The organism is Solirhodobacter sp. (assembly GCF_964715405.1).
In genome coordinates this window covers 13,501-28,794 of the sequence record NZ_CBAICG010000021.1, presented here as the reverse complement: position 1 = coordinate 28,794, position 15,294 = coordinate 13,501, and the positions used below count along the sequence as shown (strand labels likewise).

Annotated in this window: 15 protein-coding genes; 5 read left to right on the top strand and 10 right to left on the bottom strand. The window is 68.4% G+C overall.

Translation table 11 applies throughout. The annotated features are described in order from the left end of the window. Positions 1-10: 10 nt before the first annotated feature. The 4 genes from AC11WY_RS11040 to AC11WY_RS11025 form a co-directional block, all read right to left on the bottom strand. Positions 11-487: a MaoC family dehydratase gene (locus AC11WY_RS11040; RefSeq protein WP_482925357.1), complete on the bottom strand. Its 477-nt coding sequence runs from the start codon at positions 485-487 to the stop codon at positions 11-13. 99 nt (positions 488-586) lie between these two features. Further along, the gene (locus tag AC11WY_RS11035; protein WP_482925355.1) at positions 587-1,468 is read right to left on the bottom strand and encodes a TIGR01459 family HAD-type hydrolase; all 882 of its coding nucleotides are present in this window, start codon (positions 1,466-1,468) and stop codon (positions 587-589) included. Between the two features lie 106 nt (positions 1,469-1,574). After that, positions 1,575-2,492: a manganese-dependent inorganic pyrophosphatase gene (locus AC11WY_RS11030; protein ID WP_482925353.1), complete on the bottom strand. Its 918-nt coding sequence runs from the start codon at positions 2,490-2,492 to the stop codon at positions 1,575-1,577. A 104-nt stretch (positions 2,493-2,596) separates the two neighbouring features. Next, positions 2,597-3,568: a TraB/GumN family protein gene (locus AC11WY_RS11025; RefSeq protein ID WP_482925351.1), complete on the bottom strand. Its 972-nt coding sequence runs from the start codon at positions 3,566-3,568 to the stop codon at positions 2,597-2,599. Between the two features lie 191 nt (positions 3,569-3,759). Between AC11WY_RS11025 and AC11WY_RS11020 the strand changes: the two genes are divergently transcribed. The 3 genes from AC11WY_RS11020 (at position 3,760) to AC11WY_RS11010 (ending at position 6,764) form a co-directional block, all read left to right on the top strand. Beyond that, complete coding sequence (locus AC11WY_RS11020; protein WP_482925349.1) at positions 3,760-4,047, top strand: co-chaperone GroES; 288 nt, start codon at positions 3,760-3,762, stop codon at positions 4,045-4,047. An 80-nt stretch (positions 4,048-4,127) separates the two neighbouring features. After that, positions 4,128-5,771 (top strand): chaperonin GroEL, encoded by a 1,644-nt coding sequence (groL, locus tag AC11WY_RS11015; RefSeq protein WP_482925347.1) that lies wholly within the window; start codon positions 4,128-4,130, stop codon positions 5,769-5,771. Positions 5,772-5,921: 150 nt separating this feature from the next. Next, positions 5,922-6,764, top strand: a complete 843-nt coding sequence (locus AC11WY_RS11010) for a DMT family transporter (RefSeq protein WP_482925345.1) — start codon at positions 5,922-5,924, stop codon at positions 6,762-6,764. Positions 6,765-6,780: 16 nt separating this feature from the next. Here the strand turns inward: AC11WY_RS11010 and AC11WY_RS11005 are convergent, their stop codons facing one another. From AC11WY_RS11005 to AC11WY_RS10985, 5 genes are all read right to left on the bottom strand, one after another. Beyond that, positions 6,781-7,275: a GNAT family N-acetyltransferase gene (locus tag AC11WY_RS11005; RefSeq protein ID WP_482925343.1), complete on the bottom strand. Its 495-nt coding sequence runs from the start codon at positions 7,273-7,275 to the stop codon at positions 6,781-6,783. After that, the gene (locus AC11WY_RS11000) at positions 7,272-7,763 is read right to left on the bottom strand and encodes a GreA/GreB family elongation factor (RefSeq protein WP_482925341.1); all 492 of its coding nucleotides are present in this window, start codon (positions 7,761-7,763) and stop codon (positions 7,272-7,274) included. Before AC11WY_RS11000 ends, AC11WY_RS11005 begins: the two co-directional genes overlap by 4 nt. Next, positions 7,760-8,215, bottom strand: coding sequence for an NUDIX domain-containing protein (locus tag AC11WY_RS10995; RefSeq protein ID WP_482925339.1), 456 nt, complete (start codon positions 8,213-8,215; stop codon positions 7,760-7,762). The genes AC11WY_RS11000 and AC11WY_RS10995 overlap by 4 nt, the downstream gene beginning before the upstream one ends. An 82-nt stretch (positions 8,216-8,297) precedes the next feature. Continuing rightward, positions 8,298-9,287: a YcjF family protein gene (locus AC11WY_RS10990; protein WP_482925337.1), complete on the bottom strand. Its 990-nt coding sequence runs from the start codon at positions 9,285-9,287 to the stop codon at positions 8,298-8,300. Beyond that, on the bottom strand, positions 9,284-10,702 hold the full coding sequence (locus tag AC11WY_RS10985) for a YcjX family GTP-binding protein (protein WP_482925335.1): 1,419 nt from the start codon (positions 10,700-10,702) through the stop codon (positions 9,284-9,286). Before AC11WY_RS10985 ends, AC11WY_RS10990 begins: the two co-directional genes overlap by 4 nt. A gap of 100 nt (positions 10,703-10,802) precedes the next feature. Here AC11WY_RS10985 and truA point away from each other — a divergent pair, with 100 nt between their 5' ends. Further along, the gene (truA, locus tag AC11WY_RS10980) at positions 10,803-11,570 is read left to right on the top strand and encodes a tRNA pseudouridine(38-40) synthase TruA (protein WP_482925333.1); all 768 of its coding nucleotides are present in this window, start codon (positions 10,803-10,805) and stop codon (positions 11,568-11,570) included. A 79-nt stretch (positions 11,571-11,649) separates the two neighbouring features. On the opposite strand, the gene AC11WY_RS10975 is transcribed toward truA, so the two are convergent. Beyond that, entirely contained in the window at positions 11,650-12,069 is a 420-nt protein-coding gene (locus AC11WY_RS10975; RefSeq protein ID WP_482925331.1) for a group III truncated hemoglobin, read from the bottom strand. A gap of 243 nt (positions 12,070-12,312) precedes the next feature. Between AC11WY_RS10975 and ileS the strand changes: the two genes are divergently transcribed. After that, a complete protein-coding gene (gene ileS / locus AC11WY_RS10970; protein WP_482925329.1) occupies positions 12,313-15,285 on the top strand; it encodes an isoleucine--tRNA ligase in 2,973 nt (990 codons plus the stop codon). Positions 15,286-15,294: the final 9 nt, after the last annotated feature.

Genomic DNA, 15,294 nt, shown 5'->3' with positions numbered 1-15,294 from the left:
GGGCCCGCCGTCAGTCGAATTTCCGGCTGGGCGCCAACACCAGCGCCTCGCCCTTCAGCACGACCGTATCGCCCACAAGGCAGCGACAATCAAGGGTGACCCGGCGGCGGCCGTGGTCGATGGTCAGCACCGTCACCTCGGCCCGCACGGTATCGCCGGGGCGGACGGGGGCCATGAACTTGAGGCTTTGGCCAAGGTAGACCGAGCCGTGGCCGGGCAGTTGCTCGCCGATCACCGCCGAGATCAGGCCGGCGGTCAGCATTCCGTGCGCGATGCGGCCCTCGAAGATGGTGTCGCGGGCGTAATCGTCATCAAGGTGGACGGGGTTCCGGTCCGTCGAGATTTCGGCGAAAAGCGAGATGTCGCGATCGGTTACCTGCTTTTGCAGATGCCGCATCATGCCGATTTCAAGGTCTTCGATGCAGATCGTGCCGCGCGGCAGGTTGTCGGTGGGGGTGTCGAACATCGGGGCGATTCCATCGGTCATGTTGCAGTGCAGCATAACCGGGGACGCGCCTTTGCACAAGATCGTTGCGCAAGAATGTTGCGGATACTTTGCCGCAGCCGTAATAATCCTGCTTTGCCGTCAGCGCAGCCGGGGAATGGCCGCCGTCGGGCTAAGCTGTTTCGCGGTCAGCCAGGCGTCGAGGCGGGCGGTATCCGGGGTCTCGGGGTCGGGACCGAACTCGGTGGCCGCGATGCCGCCGGTCACGAACAGCGTGTCGATCCCTTCCGCGACGCCGCCGCGGATGTCGGTGTCGATGCCGTCGCCGATCGCCAGCAGACGGTCGTCGGCGGCGTTGCAGCCAAGGGCGGCAAGGCGGCGGCGGGCGAGCGCATAGGCAGGCGAATGCGGCTTGCCGAAGTAAAGCACGGTGCCCCCTGCCGCCTCATAATCCTGGGCCAGCGCACCGGCGCACCACAACCGCTTGTCACCATAATCGACAATGATGTCGGGGTTGGCACAGAGCATCGTCAATCCCTTCACCCGCGCGGACAGCAGCACCGCCCGATAATCGGCGGGCGTTTCGGTCAGATCGTCACCGAGGCCCGTGCAGACGACGCCGGTGGCCTGATCGAGCGGCACGCGGGTGATGGTGGCGAGCCGTCCGGGATTCTCGGTCATTTCGGTAAAGAAACTCTCATCCTTCGGGGCGCCGATGTGGAAGATCTTGCGGCCGACCAGACCGGCCACCATCGCCTCTTGCGTGGCATCGCCGGACGAGACGACCAGATCATAGGCGTCATGCGGCACGCCCATCCGGTCCAGGTGCCTGATAACGCTGATGTTCGGGCGCGGCGCGTTGGTCAGCAGCACGACCCGGCCACCGCCCTTGCGGAACGCTTGCAGGGCCGCGACGGCCTCGGGGAAGGGCGCGTGGCCATTGTGCAGGCAGCCCCAGAGGTCGCAGAGGATGGCGTCGTAGCTGTGCGACATCTCGGCCAGCGAGGCGATCAGACGGGTCATTTGGGGCCCTTTTTGGCGTTACCGAAACAGCACCGAAAACACACCGACGTTGCACCGACGTTCGACCGATGCGGAAACGGGGCGCCGATCGGGCGCCCCGGCAGGGTTACAGCTTCAGCGCGGGGATGATCTGCTTCTTGCGGCTCATCACGCCGGGCAGCACCACGGTGTCGCCGGTGACGGTGCAGCCAAAGCTCGCCTCGGCCAGTTGCCGGACCAGATCGTTCGGCACCAGCAGCGTCGCCTCTTCGCGCAGGATGTCGATCACGAACAGCAGCACCTGATCGGCGCCGTCCTCTTTCGCAACGGCGGGCATCGCGGCCATCAGGCTGGCCTTGCGATCCAGGATCACCTTCGGCGCGGTGGTTTCCAGCACCGAGACGCGCAGTTCCTTGCCGGCAACCGAATATTCCTTGCTGTCCATCCGCAGAAGTGCGGCATCGGAGAAGTCCGACACATCGGATTTCGCCTCGAACATCGCCGCCGCCAGGTCGGGGATTTCCACGCCCAGCGTCTTGGCCAGCTTTTCGGCGACGTGGCGGTCATGCGGGGTGGTGGTGGGCGAGCGGAATTCCAGCGTGTCGGACAGGATGCACGACAGCATCGCGCCCAGCACCCCGCGCGGGGCGCGGCCAAGGTCGGCACCGATCAGGTCGTGCAGGATGGTGGCGGTGCAGGCCAGCGGGCGCATGGTGATGGTGATCGGGGTGCGGGTCTTGAGGCCGCCGACCAGCATGTGGTGGTCGATGATCTCGATCACGTTGGCGTCGTTGATCGCGGCGGGCAGTTCGGCGGGGTTGTTGGTGTCGACGATCACGCAAGGCTCGCCCGCGGCGACGTTCGCGATGATCGCGGGCTTGTCGAGGGCCCAGTGCTTGAGCACGAACAGCGCCTCGGTGTTGGGTTCGCCCAGCAGCACGGGCGTGGCGGGGGTGCCCTTCACCTCGGTCAGATACCAGGCCCAGATGATGGGCGAGCCGGTGGAATCGGTGTCGGGGGATTTGTGGCCAAAAACCTTGATCATGGGTCGGGATCCGTTCGCGTGGAGGAATTCGCCGGTCTTATAGGCGGTGCGGCGTGGCTTGTCACGGGCGCGCGGCGCCTGGGCTTGTCACGCCGCCGCGGCGCCTAGAATGGCAGTCGGTGCAGGGCAAACCCGGCGAGGTGCAGCAGGTTCAGCAACCCGTCCGACCCGCCAAGATGGGCGGCGCCGACGGCGACGACGACGCTGTGGCCATCGGCGACGGCCAGCAGGCCGGGCATCCAGGATTGCGTGCGGTCGGTCAGCAGGGTGCGTTCCAACTGGTCGAAGGCGGCGGGGTTGGCGCCCGGTGCGGACAGCGCGTTCTGGCGGCCGAATTCCCAGATCAGCCGGTGCTGGCCCGCGAAATAGGCGTTGGTCAGCGTGGTGTTCAGGTCGGCGGCGCTGGCCTCGCCCGCCAGTGACATGCGCAACATGCCCAGTTGGGTGTCGAACCCCATCCCGGTGAACAGGTGGAAGGTGGTGTCCCAGGGCTCCAGCGCCACGATCGGGATGTGCCGGGCCTGCGCCATCACGGTCAGCCGCGCGTCGAGCCCGTCGGCAGCCGAGGCGGCCAGCGGACAGGGCGGCAGGTCAAGCAGCATCGCGACATACCAGGGCTGAAACTTCGACGCGACAAAGGGCGGCATCCCGCGCAGCCGCAGCGCATCCGACAGCGCCGCCCATTCCGAGGCCGACAGCGCCTCGGGCAGGGTGGGGCCGGTGGCGTTCACGATGCGCTCGGGGTGGGCGGCGACATCGTCCTTGAGCTGCTTTTCCTCATCCGGGCCGGCTTCGAGCAGCAGCGTGTCGGCCTGATCGAGATAGGGCTGAAGCTGCGCCGTGACGGGGCCGAATCGCGGGTCGTTCAGGTGATAGGTGCCCGCCACGACGATGGTGGTGGCGCCGCGCGTGGCGCGCCAGAAGTTGCCCTCGGGATAGGGCGCGGTGCCGATCAGCGCCGCGCGGGCGGCCGGGGTCATCGCGGCCAAGAGGTCGCGCCCGCCGCAGGACGGCGCGGCGGCGGCGGCGGCGCCCGCAAGCGCGAGCCAGAGCAGGGCGACGGCGAGCCTGAGCATGGGTTCCCTCTGGATGTGCCGAAGCCTTGCACGGCGGCGCACGGCGGGCCAGAGCCAAGCGCCGGAACCTGCGCAATTCGCCGCGCCACCCGGTTGACAGGTCGCGCGGCGCTGCCTAGATGACTGTCGTTGGCACTCGCCACCGGTGAGTGCTAATCCCGTTTCAACCGGAACCCTGAGGGAGTTCACAGATGGCTTTCATACCGCTGCACGATCGCGTGCTCGTCCGTCGCCTGGAAGGCGAAGAGAAGACCAAGGGTGGTCTGATCATCCCGGATACCGCGAAAGAAAAACCCGCTGAAGGCGAGATCATCGCCGTTGGCGAAGGCGCGCGCAAGGACTCGGGCGAGCTGATCGCCCCGGCCGTGAAGGCTGGCGACAAGGTGCTGTTCGGCAAGTGGTCGGGCACCGAAGTCACCGTCGACGGCAAAGAACTGCTGATCATGAAGGAAAGCGATATCCTCGGGATCATCGCCTGACGGCTCGGGGCTCGGCATCCTCGCCTGAGCCCCCGCGCTGACCTTTCCCTGCAATCCAAGACTACCAGGAGCAAACCAATATGGCTGCCAAGGACGTCAAGTTCGATTCCGATGCCCGCGAGCGCATGCTGCGTGGCGTCAACATCCTCGCCGATGCGGTGAAGGTGACTCTCGGCCCGAAAGGCCGCAACGTCGTGATCGAGAAATCGTTCGGCGCGCCCCGCATCACCAAGGACGGTGTGACGGTCGCGAAAGAAGTGGAACTGTCGGACCGCTTCGAGAACATGGGCGCGCAGATGGTGAAGGAAGTCGCTTCCCGCACCAATGACGAAGCGGGCGACGGCACCACCACCGCCACCGTTCTGGCGCAAGCCATCGTCAAAGAGGGCATGAAGTCGGTCGCGGCCGGCATGAACCCGATGGACCTCAAGCGCGGCATCGACATGGCCACCGCGGCCGTCGTCGCAGCGATCAAGAAAGCCTCGCGCCCGGTCACCGACAGCGCCGAAGTCGCCCAGATCGGCTCGATTGCCGCCAACGGCGAGGCCGAAATCGGCCGTCAGATCGCCGACGCGATGCAGAAGGTCGGCAACGAGGGTGTCATCACCGTCGAAGAAAACAAAGGCCTGGAAACCGAGACCGAAGTGGTCGAGGGGATGCAGTTCGACCGCGGCTACCTGTCGCCCTACTTCGTCACCAACGCCGACAAGATGATCGTCGAGCTGGAAGATGTGCTGATCCTGCTGCACGAGAAGAAACTCTCGTCGCTGCAGCCGATGGTGCCGCTGCTGGAAGCCGTGATCCAGTCGCAAAAGCCGCTGCTGATCATCTCGGAAGACGTCGAAGGCGAAGCGCTGGCGACCCTCGTGGTCAACAAGCTGCGTGGCGGCCTGAAGATCGCCGCCGTCAAGGCGCCGGGCTTCGGTGATCGTCGCAAGGCCATGCTGCAGGACATCGCGGTGCTGACCGGCGGTCAGGTGATCTCGGACGATCTGGGCATGAAGCTGGAGAATGTCGGCATCGACATGCTCGGCCGTGCCAAGAAGATCACGATCAACAAGGACAACACCACGATCATCGACGGTGCGGGCGACAAGGCCGAGATTCAGGCCCGCGTGGCCCAGATCCGCGGTCAGATCGAGGACACCACCTCGGACTACGACAAGGAAAAGCTGCAAGAGCGCGTGGCCAAGCTGGCTGGCGGTGTTGCCGTGATCCGCGTCGGCGGCATGACCGAGATCGAAGTGAAAGAGCGCAAGGACCGCGTCGATGACGCGCTGAACGCGACCCGCGCTGCGGTTCAGGAAGGCATCGTCGTTGGCGGCGGTGTGGCCCTGATCCAGGCCGGCAAGGCGCTTGACGGGCTGAAAGGCCTGAACTCGGACCAGGACGCGGGCATCATCATCGTGCGCAAGGCGCTTGAAGCGCCGCTGCGCCAGATCGCCCAGAACGCGGGCGTCGATGGTTCGGTCGTGGCCGGCAAGGTGCGCGAGTCGAGCGATCCGAAGTTCGGCTTCAACGCCCAGACCGAGGAATATGGCGACATGTTCAAGTTCGGCGTCATCGACCCGGCCAAGGTCGTGCGCACTGCGCTTGAGGATGCGGCCTCGATCGCCGGTCTGCTGATCACCACCGAGTGCATGATCGCCGATCGTCCGGCCAAGGAAAGCGCCGGCGGCGGCGGCGGCATGGGCGGCATGGGCGGCATGGACGGGATGATGTAAGTCATCCGTTCCATCCGGAACGATAGCGAAGGGGCTCCGGAAACGGGGCCCCTTTTTCCGTTTCCGGTGGGGCCGGAAGTGTGGGACGATCACGCCGCCGCGAGCTTGCGGTGGCGACTGTCCCGCCGCATTGGACGACCGGGGGATCGGATGCGTCTGTTCGGACTGGTTGCCCTGACGATGATCGCCTTCGCGGCCAACTCGGTGCTCAACCGGCTTGCGCTGTCGGGTGGGGCGATCGGACCGGCCGCCTTCGCGGCGGTGCGTCTTGGGTCGGGCGCGGTGATGCTGGTGACGCTGGCACGGATGCGGGGGGCGTCGCTGCCGCTGACCGGGCCGCGACGCGGGCTCGCCGTCGCGGCGCTGGCGCTTTACATGATCGGGTTTTCCTTCGCCTATCTCACCCTCACCGCCGGAGTGGGCGCGCTGTTGCTGTTCGGCGCGGTGCAGATCACGATGTTTACCGGGGCTTTGCTGCGGCACGAGCAGGTTCCGGCGCGGCGCTGGATCGGAACCCTGGTCGCCTTCTCGGGTCTGGTCTGGCTGTTGTGGCCGGGTGGGCAGGGCGCGCCTGCGCCCGGCGGCGCCGCACTGATGGCGGCGGCGGGCGCGGGCTGGGGCGTCTATTCGCTGTGCGGGCGCGGTGCGGTTGATCCGCAGGCGACAACGGCGGCCAATTTCCTGCTCGCGGCGCCGCTGGCGCTGCTGGTGCTGACGTTCTCGCCCGCGATGCACGGGATCACCGCGCAGGGCGTCGGGCTGGCGGTGCTATCGGGGGTGGTGACCTCGGGCCTGGGCTATTCGCTGTGGTATGCGGTGTTGCCCCGGATCGCCGCGACGGTGGCGGCGGTGGCGCAACTGACAGTGCCGGTGATCGCGATGGCGGGCGGAATGCTGGTGATCGGCGAGCCGCCATCGTGGCGCTTTGCGGCTGCGGCGCTGCTGGTGCTGGGCGGGGTGGGCATGTCGTTGCGCCCCGTTCGGTCACGCTGACCTGCGGGCGGGCCGCTCAGTCCAGCGGCTTGACCATCCGGCAGGCGGTCTGGGTCTTCGGCCCCAACGTGACGCTGCGGTCGGCCTCGTGCAGCGTGAAGCCCTCGCGTTCCCAGAAGGCGCGGCCGCGCGGGTTGGCGTCGAGCACGGCGAGGTAAAGCGCGGCGGCGCGGCGGGCGCGGGCCTCGGCTTCGAGGGCGCGCAGGAAGCGGGTGCCCAAGCCGCGGCCGCGGGTGTGGGCGGCCAGCATCATCAGGCCAAGATAGGCGTCGGCGGGGCCGGGGGAGCCGAAGGCCAGGTCGGCGATCCCGCAAAGGCGGGCGCCGTCGAACAGGCCGAACTTCAACCCCGGCGCGCAGCCGGGCGGGGTATCGGTGAAGAACTCCATGGTGAGGCCGGGATGGGGGTCTTCGTCCCGCTCCAGCCGGATGTAATCGGCGGCGTCATGCCAGAAGGCATCGACACGGGCGGCATCGGTCACGGGGTCGAGCGGGCGGATGGTCACGGTCATGGCGAAGGGGCTATGGCGAGGATTTCCAGTTCTACCGCGCCCGAGGGGCGGCGCCAGGTGACGGTATCGCCCAGCCGTGCGCCGATCAGCGCGCGGGCGAGCGGGGATTGCGGCGCGATCCAGCCCTTCGTGGCATCGGCTTGGTCTTCGCCCACGATGCGCCAGACCGTTTCGGCACCGTCCTCGTCAGCCACGGTGACGGCGGTGGCGAAGGCGACCTCGGCCGGCGCTTCGGGGGGTGTGACCAGGATCGCGCCGCGCAGCCGCGCCTCCAGATAGCGGATGTCGCGCTCGGCCGCCGCCTCGGGCAGCTTGTCGAGCCGCTCGGGGCGGGCGCGCAGCGCGGTCAGCCGGGCCTGCGCCTCGGCGAGCCGCGCGCGCAGATCAGCGAGACCGGAGGGGGTCACATAGTTCGGATGCGGGCTTCGCGGCAGGTCGGGCAGCGGGTCCAGATCGCCGGTGCCCTCTTTCACAAAGGCGCGGCTCATCGCACGATCACCTCCAGCGGGTCGTAAAGGATGCCTTCGGCGGCAAGGTCGGGCCACGCCGCCTCGGGCAGGCTGTCGGGCTTGAAGCGCAGCGCGGCCAGTTCGGCGCGGGTGACGAAGCGGCGCTGGGTCACCACGCCCTCGGGGTCGCTCCAGTCCTCGGGCAGGGGGCCAAGGGCGCGGCAGCGGAAGTAGACATCGACTTGATGAAAGCCGGTTTCGGGGTCGTGGAATTCATTCACCAGACAGGGCGCGCCGATCGCGATGGCGATGCCGCATTCCTCCATCACCTCGCGGGCGAGGTTTTCGGGCAGCGCGGTGCCGGCATGGACGCCGCCGCCGGGCGCGCACCACAGATCGGAGGTGCCGCCGGGGTAGGCGTTGACCAGCAACAGCCGATCCCCGTCAAGGATCAGCGCGCGGACGGCAAGGCGGGGGCTGCGCGGTTTCATGGCCCGGATCGTCGCGCGGCGGCGGTGGCTTGTCCACCCGCGCCGCGCCGGTTTCTGCCGGAAACCATCCCGGTGCCCGGCGTCAGCCTTCGGCCTTGTCGCCGAACAGCCCCTTGAGCCCGCGCGCCACCAGATTCGACACCTTCGGCCGCGGCAGCGCGCGGAACGGCAGCGGCCGGCAAACCTCCATCGCGGCGACGCCAACGCGCGAGGTCAGCGCGCCGTTCACCACGCCCTCGCCGAACCGGCGCGAGAGCTTGGAAAGGACGGTGCCCCCCGCCACCGAATGGATCATGTCGTCGCCGACCGCCACCACCCCGGTCGCCACCAGATGGGTCATCACCGTTTTCGTCAGCCGCCAGTTGCCCAGCACACCGGATCGCCCGCCGTAAAGCTCGGCGATGCGGCGGATCATGCGCAGGTTGGCGGCCAGCGCGGTGACCACATCGGCCAGCGCCAGCGGCACCAGCGCGGTGACGGTCGCCACCTGCCGCGCCGCCGCCTCGATCTCGCGCCGCGCGGCCTGATCGAGCGGGGCCAGCAGTTCCGCCTCGGCCAGCGCGATCAGCGCGTCGGCGTCGAACACCTCGCCGTGCCGCGCCGCCAGCCGCTCGCGGGCCCAGCGCAACTCGGGCCGGGTGGCATAAAGCGCCTCGATCCGGGTCACGATATGGCGCGCGGCCTTCAGATCGCCGGTGCCCGCCGCCGCCTCGGCCTCGGCGCGGATGCCGTCGACCCGGTTCAGCCGGGCAAAGGCCGCCAGTTCACGCAGCGCGATGACCAGCAGCAGTGCGACGAAGACCACCACCAGCACCAGCGCGATCAGCCCCAGCACCCGGTTGCTGGCCAGAAGGCCGGTGACATAGTTCCACGCCGCCACCGACAGCACGAACGAAAAGAGCGCCGAGGCCGCCGCCCAGAACCAGCCGCCCAGCCGTGATCGCGGCCGCGATGCCAGCCGCACCACGCCCTGCATGGCGGCGCCGGTCGCCTCTGGCACCGGGGGCGCCGCGCCGGGGTCGGCGGGGCCGTCGTCCATCTCGATCACCACAGGGCGTTTTGCGTCGCTCATGCCAGCCGGTCTCCGATCAGAAACTCTGCCGCGCGGTCCAGCCGGATGTGCGGCGGCCCCTCGCCCGGTTTCAGGTTCAGCCGCGCGGGCGCGAAGCCCATCACCGCGAAATCGGCATCAAGCCAGCGCGCCGCGCCCTGCCGGGCGGGCACCAGCAACGCGGCGGGGTCTTCCGGCAACTCGCCCGGATACATCGCGGCCTGCTTGCCGCTCGAGGCCAGCGCCCCCCGCACACAGTCAAGGCTGGCGCCGTCGCGCGTCACCTGCTCCTCCACCGTCGCGCGCAGGCTGGCAATCGACATCGCCGCGGTCTTGGCCCCGGCGAAATCGGCGCGGTCGCGGGCCTCGCGCAGCATCGCCTCCATGATCGCGGTCAGCCGACCGTGCTGGGAATGGTGCAGATGGTCGGCCTTGGTCGCGGCGAAGAGGATGCGTTCCACCCGCCTGCCCCCCAGCAGGTCGGCCAGCCAGGAGGCGCGGCCGGGCCGGAAGGCGCCGAGGATATCCGCCATCGCGCGGCGCATGTCTTCCACCGCCTGCGGTCCAGCGTGAATCGCGCCCAGCGCATCGACCAGCACCACCTGGCGGTCGATCCGGGCGAAATGGCTGCGAAAGAACGGCCGCACCACCGCGTGGCGATAGGCGTCATAGCGCCGCTCCATCTCGCGCCAGAGCGCGCCCCGCTTCGCCGCCTCGGGCTTTGGCAGCGGCGCGAAGGTCAGCACCGGCGAACCGGCAAGCTCGCCCGGCAGCAGGAACCGCCCCGGCGTGCAGTCGGAATAGCCCGCCGCCCGCGCCGCGGTGAGGTAAGCGGTGAACGAGGCCGCCAGCGCCTGCGCCACCGGCTCCTCCAGCTTCGCCGCAGGGTCCGCCGCCGCCGCATCACGCAGGAACCCCGCCGCCTCGGGCCGCGCGGCGATCCGGGTCAGCGTTTCCTCGGCCCAGTCGGCATAGGTCTTGTCCATCAGCGCAAGGTCCAAGAGCCACTCGCCCGGATAGTCGATGATGTCGAGATGCACCGTCCGCACCCCGGTCAGCGCGCCGAAGAACCCGCCCGGCCGCACCCGCAGCGACAGCCGCAACTCGCTGACCGCCCGGGTCGAGTCCGGCCAGTGCGGCTGCGGCCCGGTCAGCGCGCCCAGATGCGCCTCGTAATCAAAGCGCGGCACGGTGTCGTCGGGCTGCGGTTGCAGGTAGGCCGACAGGATCCGCCCCTGCGCCGCCGCCTGCAATTGCGGCATCCGCGCCCGGTCCATCAGGTTGGCGACCAGCGAGGTGATGAACACCGTCTTGCCCGCACGGGACAGGCCGGTGACGCCAAGCCGGATCACCGGCTCGAACAACGCGCCCGATACCGAGGCCAGCGCCCCCTCGACGCCGCGCGTCACCCCGTCCGCCAGCCTGCTGATGACCACGCCCCGCCCCGCCTTGTTCCGCCCCAAGATAGGCAGCGCAGCGCCCCAGCGGTAGGGGGCGGCGCTTGCCAAGGCCCCGGCGCCGCGCTACGCCCGCACAATGCCCCGCTACGCGCTGAAAATCGACTACGACGGCGGCCCGTTCAACGGCTGGCAGCGCCAGTCCGGCCAGCCCACCGTGCAGGACAGGGTGGAAACCGCGCTGCGGCGGCTGGAGCCCGCCATGCCCGGCATCGCGGCGGCGGGCCGCACCGATACCGGCGTTCACGCCACCGGACAGGTCGCCCATTGCGACCTTGCGAAAGACTGGAGCCCGTTCACGCTGACCGAGGCGCTGAACTGGCACCTGAAGCCCGCCCCCGTCGCGATCCTCGCCGCCGCCCGGGTGCCCGACGACTTCCACGCCCGGTTTTCCGCGCTCGAACGGCGCTACCTTTTTCGCCTGCTCGCCCGCCGCGCCCCGGCCACGCATGACCGCGGCCGGGTCTGGCAGGTGATGCTGCCGCTGGATTTGGCCGCGATGCAGGCCGGGGCCGCCCACCTGATCGGCCACCACGACTTCACCACCTTCCGCGCCGCGATGTGTCAGGCCGCCTCGCCGGTCAAGACGCTGGACGAGATTTCCATCACCGCCCACCCCGCCCCGCAGGGCACCGAGTATCGGTTCATCCTGCGCGCCCGCAGCTTTCTGCACAATCAGGTCCGGTCCATCGTTGGCACCTTGGAGCGCGTCGGCGCCGGGGTCTGGCAACCCGACGACGTGAAAACCGCGCTTCAGGCCCGCGACCGCGCCGCCTGCGGCCCGGTCTGCCCGCCGCAGGGGCTTTACCTCACCGACGTGGGCTACCCGGTCGATCCCTTCGGCTGAGCCTCCGGCCGATCCGCGGGGGATCGGCCCCGGGGCTCTGCCCCGGACCCCGGGATACTTGAGGACCGAAAGAGGCGGGTCAGACCAACCGTGGCACCGTGCCCGCCGGGCGGCGCGCATCCTCGACACCCATGCGGAAGGCGTTCCCAAGCCGGTGCGCCATCGCCGACCAGGCGGCCGCGGCCTCGGGTGGCAGGATCGCCTGCGCGGTGTCGTCAAAGAGCGCGAGCCAGAGCGGGAAGTGTTCGGGTAGGATGTCCATCGCGGCGCGGTGCACCATCATCGGGCGCCCCTCGTAACCGCCCTCGCGCAGGATCGCGTTCTTCCAGAAGCGGCCGATCTTGTCTTCATGCGCGCGCCAGAGGGCGTCATCGGTGCCGACATGGACGGTGAAGACCGGGCCCAGCACCCTGTGGTGGCGGATGCGGTGGTAGAACGAGGCCATCACCCGGTCGATCTGCTCGGGCGTGACGAAGAAACGGGGCGGCATCGCATTCATGGGACTGTCCTCGCTGGAGCGCCGACCCTGACGCGGACGCCGGGCGGGCGCAACGGGGCGCGGCGCCGCAGGCTCTGGACCACGCGGCGGGGCTTGCGTATAAGCCCGGCATGGACCGGGAACTCGTCGCAACGCGTCGAATTAGCGGCCCGGCGCGCTGAGCCGCTCAGCCGCCGGGTGATGCCGCCTGCGCGCGCCCTGCCGCGCCCCTGCCAGACCCATCCGAGTGAAGGACCGCATCCGATGTGCGCCGATACGCCTGACTACCGCGATACCGTTTTCCTGCCCGAGACCGAGTTTCCGATGCGCGCGGGCCTGCCGCAGCGCGAGCCCGAGTGGCTGGCCCGCTGGGAACGGATCGGGGTCTATGACCGCCTGCGGCAGAAACAGGGCCGGGTGCCCTTCACGCTGCACGACGGCCCACCCTATGCCAACGGTCACCTGCACATCGGCCACGCGCTGAACAAGGTGCTGAAGGACATGGTGGTGCGCAGCCAGCAGATGATGGGCCGCGACGCCCGCTATGTGCCGGGCTGGGATTGCCACGGGTTGCCGATCGAGTGGAAGATCGAGGAACAGTACCGCGCCAAGGGGCTGAACAAGGATGACGTGGACGTGGTCGCCTTCCGGCAGGAATGCCGCAAGTTCGCGGAAGGCTGGATCGACATCCAGCGCGCCGAGTTCAAGCGGCTGGGGGTCACCGGCAACTGGGCCGACCCCTACCGCACGATGGATTACCATTCCGAGGCGGTGATCGCCGAGGAGTTCCTGAAGTTCGTGATGAACGGGTCATTGTATCAGGGCTCCAAGCCCGTGATGTGGTCGCCGGTGGAGAAGACCGCGCTGGCCGAGGCGGAGGTCGAGTATCACGACCATACCAGCCATACGATCTGGGTAAGGTTTAGGGTTGAAACGGTCTACTCAGAGCATCGGGATGAGACTGGGCGGCACCATTCATCTGTGACCGCCGCAGAAAGAACTGACTTTTCCGGGGCGAGCGTCCTGATCTGGACCACCACACCCTGGACGATCCCGCAGAACCGGGCGGTCTGCTTCAACCCCGCCATCGCTTACGGCCTCTACGAGGTCGGTAGCGTGGCCGAGAACAGCACTGCGAAGCCCGGCGAAAAGCTCCTGCTGGCGGATGCGCTGGCCGAGGCGGTGTTCAAGGCGGCGAGGGTCGAGGGTTTCACCCGGCTGCGCGGCGTAACCTCTGAGGAGCTTTCCGCCCTCACTCTCGCCCATCCGTTCCGCGGCATCGACGATGCCAAGGGCGAATGGGACTACCGCGTGCCGATGCTGCCGGGCAATCATGTCACCGAAGATGCCGGGACCGGGTTCGTGCACACCGCGCCGTCCCACGGCGACGACGACTACCAGATCTATCTGGAATTCCGCGACACGTTCCCCGAACTGAAGATGACCTACAACGTGGAACCCGACGGGTCGTTCCGCGCCGATCTGCCGCTGTTCGGCGGGCTGTCGATCATTCAGCCGGACGGCAAGGACGGCCCGGCGAATGTCGAGGTGATCAAGCAACTGGCCTATGCGGGCGCGCTGCTGGCGAAGGGCAAGATCAAGCATTCCTACCCGCATTCCTGGCGCTCCAAGGCGCCGCTGATCTATCGCAACACGCCGCAGTGGTTTGTGGCGATCGACCGCAGCCTGGAGGACGGGCTGACCGGCGTGACCGGCAAGGATACGATCCGGGGCCGCGCGCTTTATTCGATCGAGGAGCTGGTGCAGTTCACGCCGGTCTCGGGGCGCAACCGCCTGCATTCGATGATGGAGGCGCGGCCGGACTGGGTGCTATCCCGGCAAAGGGCTTGGGGGGTGCCGCTCACCTGTTTTGTGAAGAACGGCACGCAACCAACGGATTCGGATTACGTTCTGCGCGATCCGGCCGTCAACGCCCGGATTGTGGCCGCATTCGAGAAAGGCGGCGCGGATGTCTGGTATGTGCAAGGATTCAAGGAGAATGTGCTGGGCGGCCTGCATGATCCGGACGCCTATGTGCAAGTCTTCGACATCCTTGATGTGTGGTTCGACTCTGGCTCCACCCACGCCTTCGTGCTGCGCGATCGCCCGGATGGCTCGGTGGACGGGATCGCCGACCTTTATCTGGAGGGCACCGACCAGCATCGCGGCTGGTTCCATTCCTCGATGCTGCAAGCCTGCGGCACGCTGGGGCGCGCTCCCTACCGGGGCGTGCTGACGCATGGCTTCACGCTGGACGAGAAGGGCATGAAGATGTCCAAGTCGCTCGGCAACACGGTCGGGCCGCAGGAGGTCATCGACCAATACGGCGCCGATGTCCTGCGGCTCTGGGTCGCGCAGGCCGACTTTACCGTGGACCAGCGCATCGGGCCGGAGATCCTGAAAGGCACCGCCGACAGCTACCGCCGCCTGCGCAACACGCTGCGTTTCGTGCTGGGCAACCTGAAGGGGTTCGACGACGCCGAGCGGGTGGACGCGGCGCAGATGCCGGAGCTGGAGCGCTGGGTGCTGCACCGGCTGGCGGAACTGGATGCCGAGGTGCGCAAGGGCTACGCCGCCTACGATTTTCAGGGCGTGTTCCAGCGGCTCTTTCAGTTCTGCACGGTGGACCTGTCGACGCTTTACTTCGACGTGCGCAAGGACGCGCTTTACTGCGATGCGGCGGGTAGCCTGCGGCGGCGGGCGGCGCGCACGGTGTTGGATGCGCTGTTCCAGCGGCTGGTGACCTGGCTCGCCCCGATCCTGGTCTTCACGATGGAGGATGTGTGGCTGTCGCGCTTCCCCGATGCGGAGGACTCGGTGCACCTGCACGACATGCCCGCGACGCCCGAGGGCTGGCTCGATGCCGGGCTGGCGGCGAAGTGGGAGCAGGTGCGGCAGGTCCGCCGGGTGGTGACGGCGGCGCTGGAGGTGCAGCGCGCGGCCAAGGTGATCGGTGCCAGTCTGGAGGCGGCGCCGGTCGTGCACGTGGCGGATGCCACGGTGGCGCATCTGCTGCACGGGGTCGATTTCGCCGACCTCTGCATCACCTCCGACATCCAGATCACCACCGACCCGATGCCGGAAGAGGCGTTCCGCCTGCCCGAGGTGCCGGGGGTGGGCGTGGTCTTCGAGGCGGCCGAGGGCGGGAAGTGCCAGCGCTGCTGGAAGATCCTGCCCGATGTGGGCCGCCACGCCCATGCGGGCACCTGCGCGCGCTGCAACGACGCGCTGGGGTAAGGCGACCCC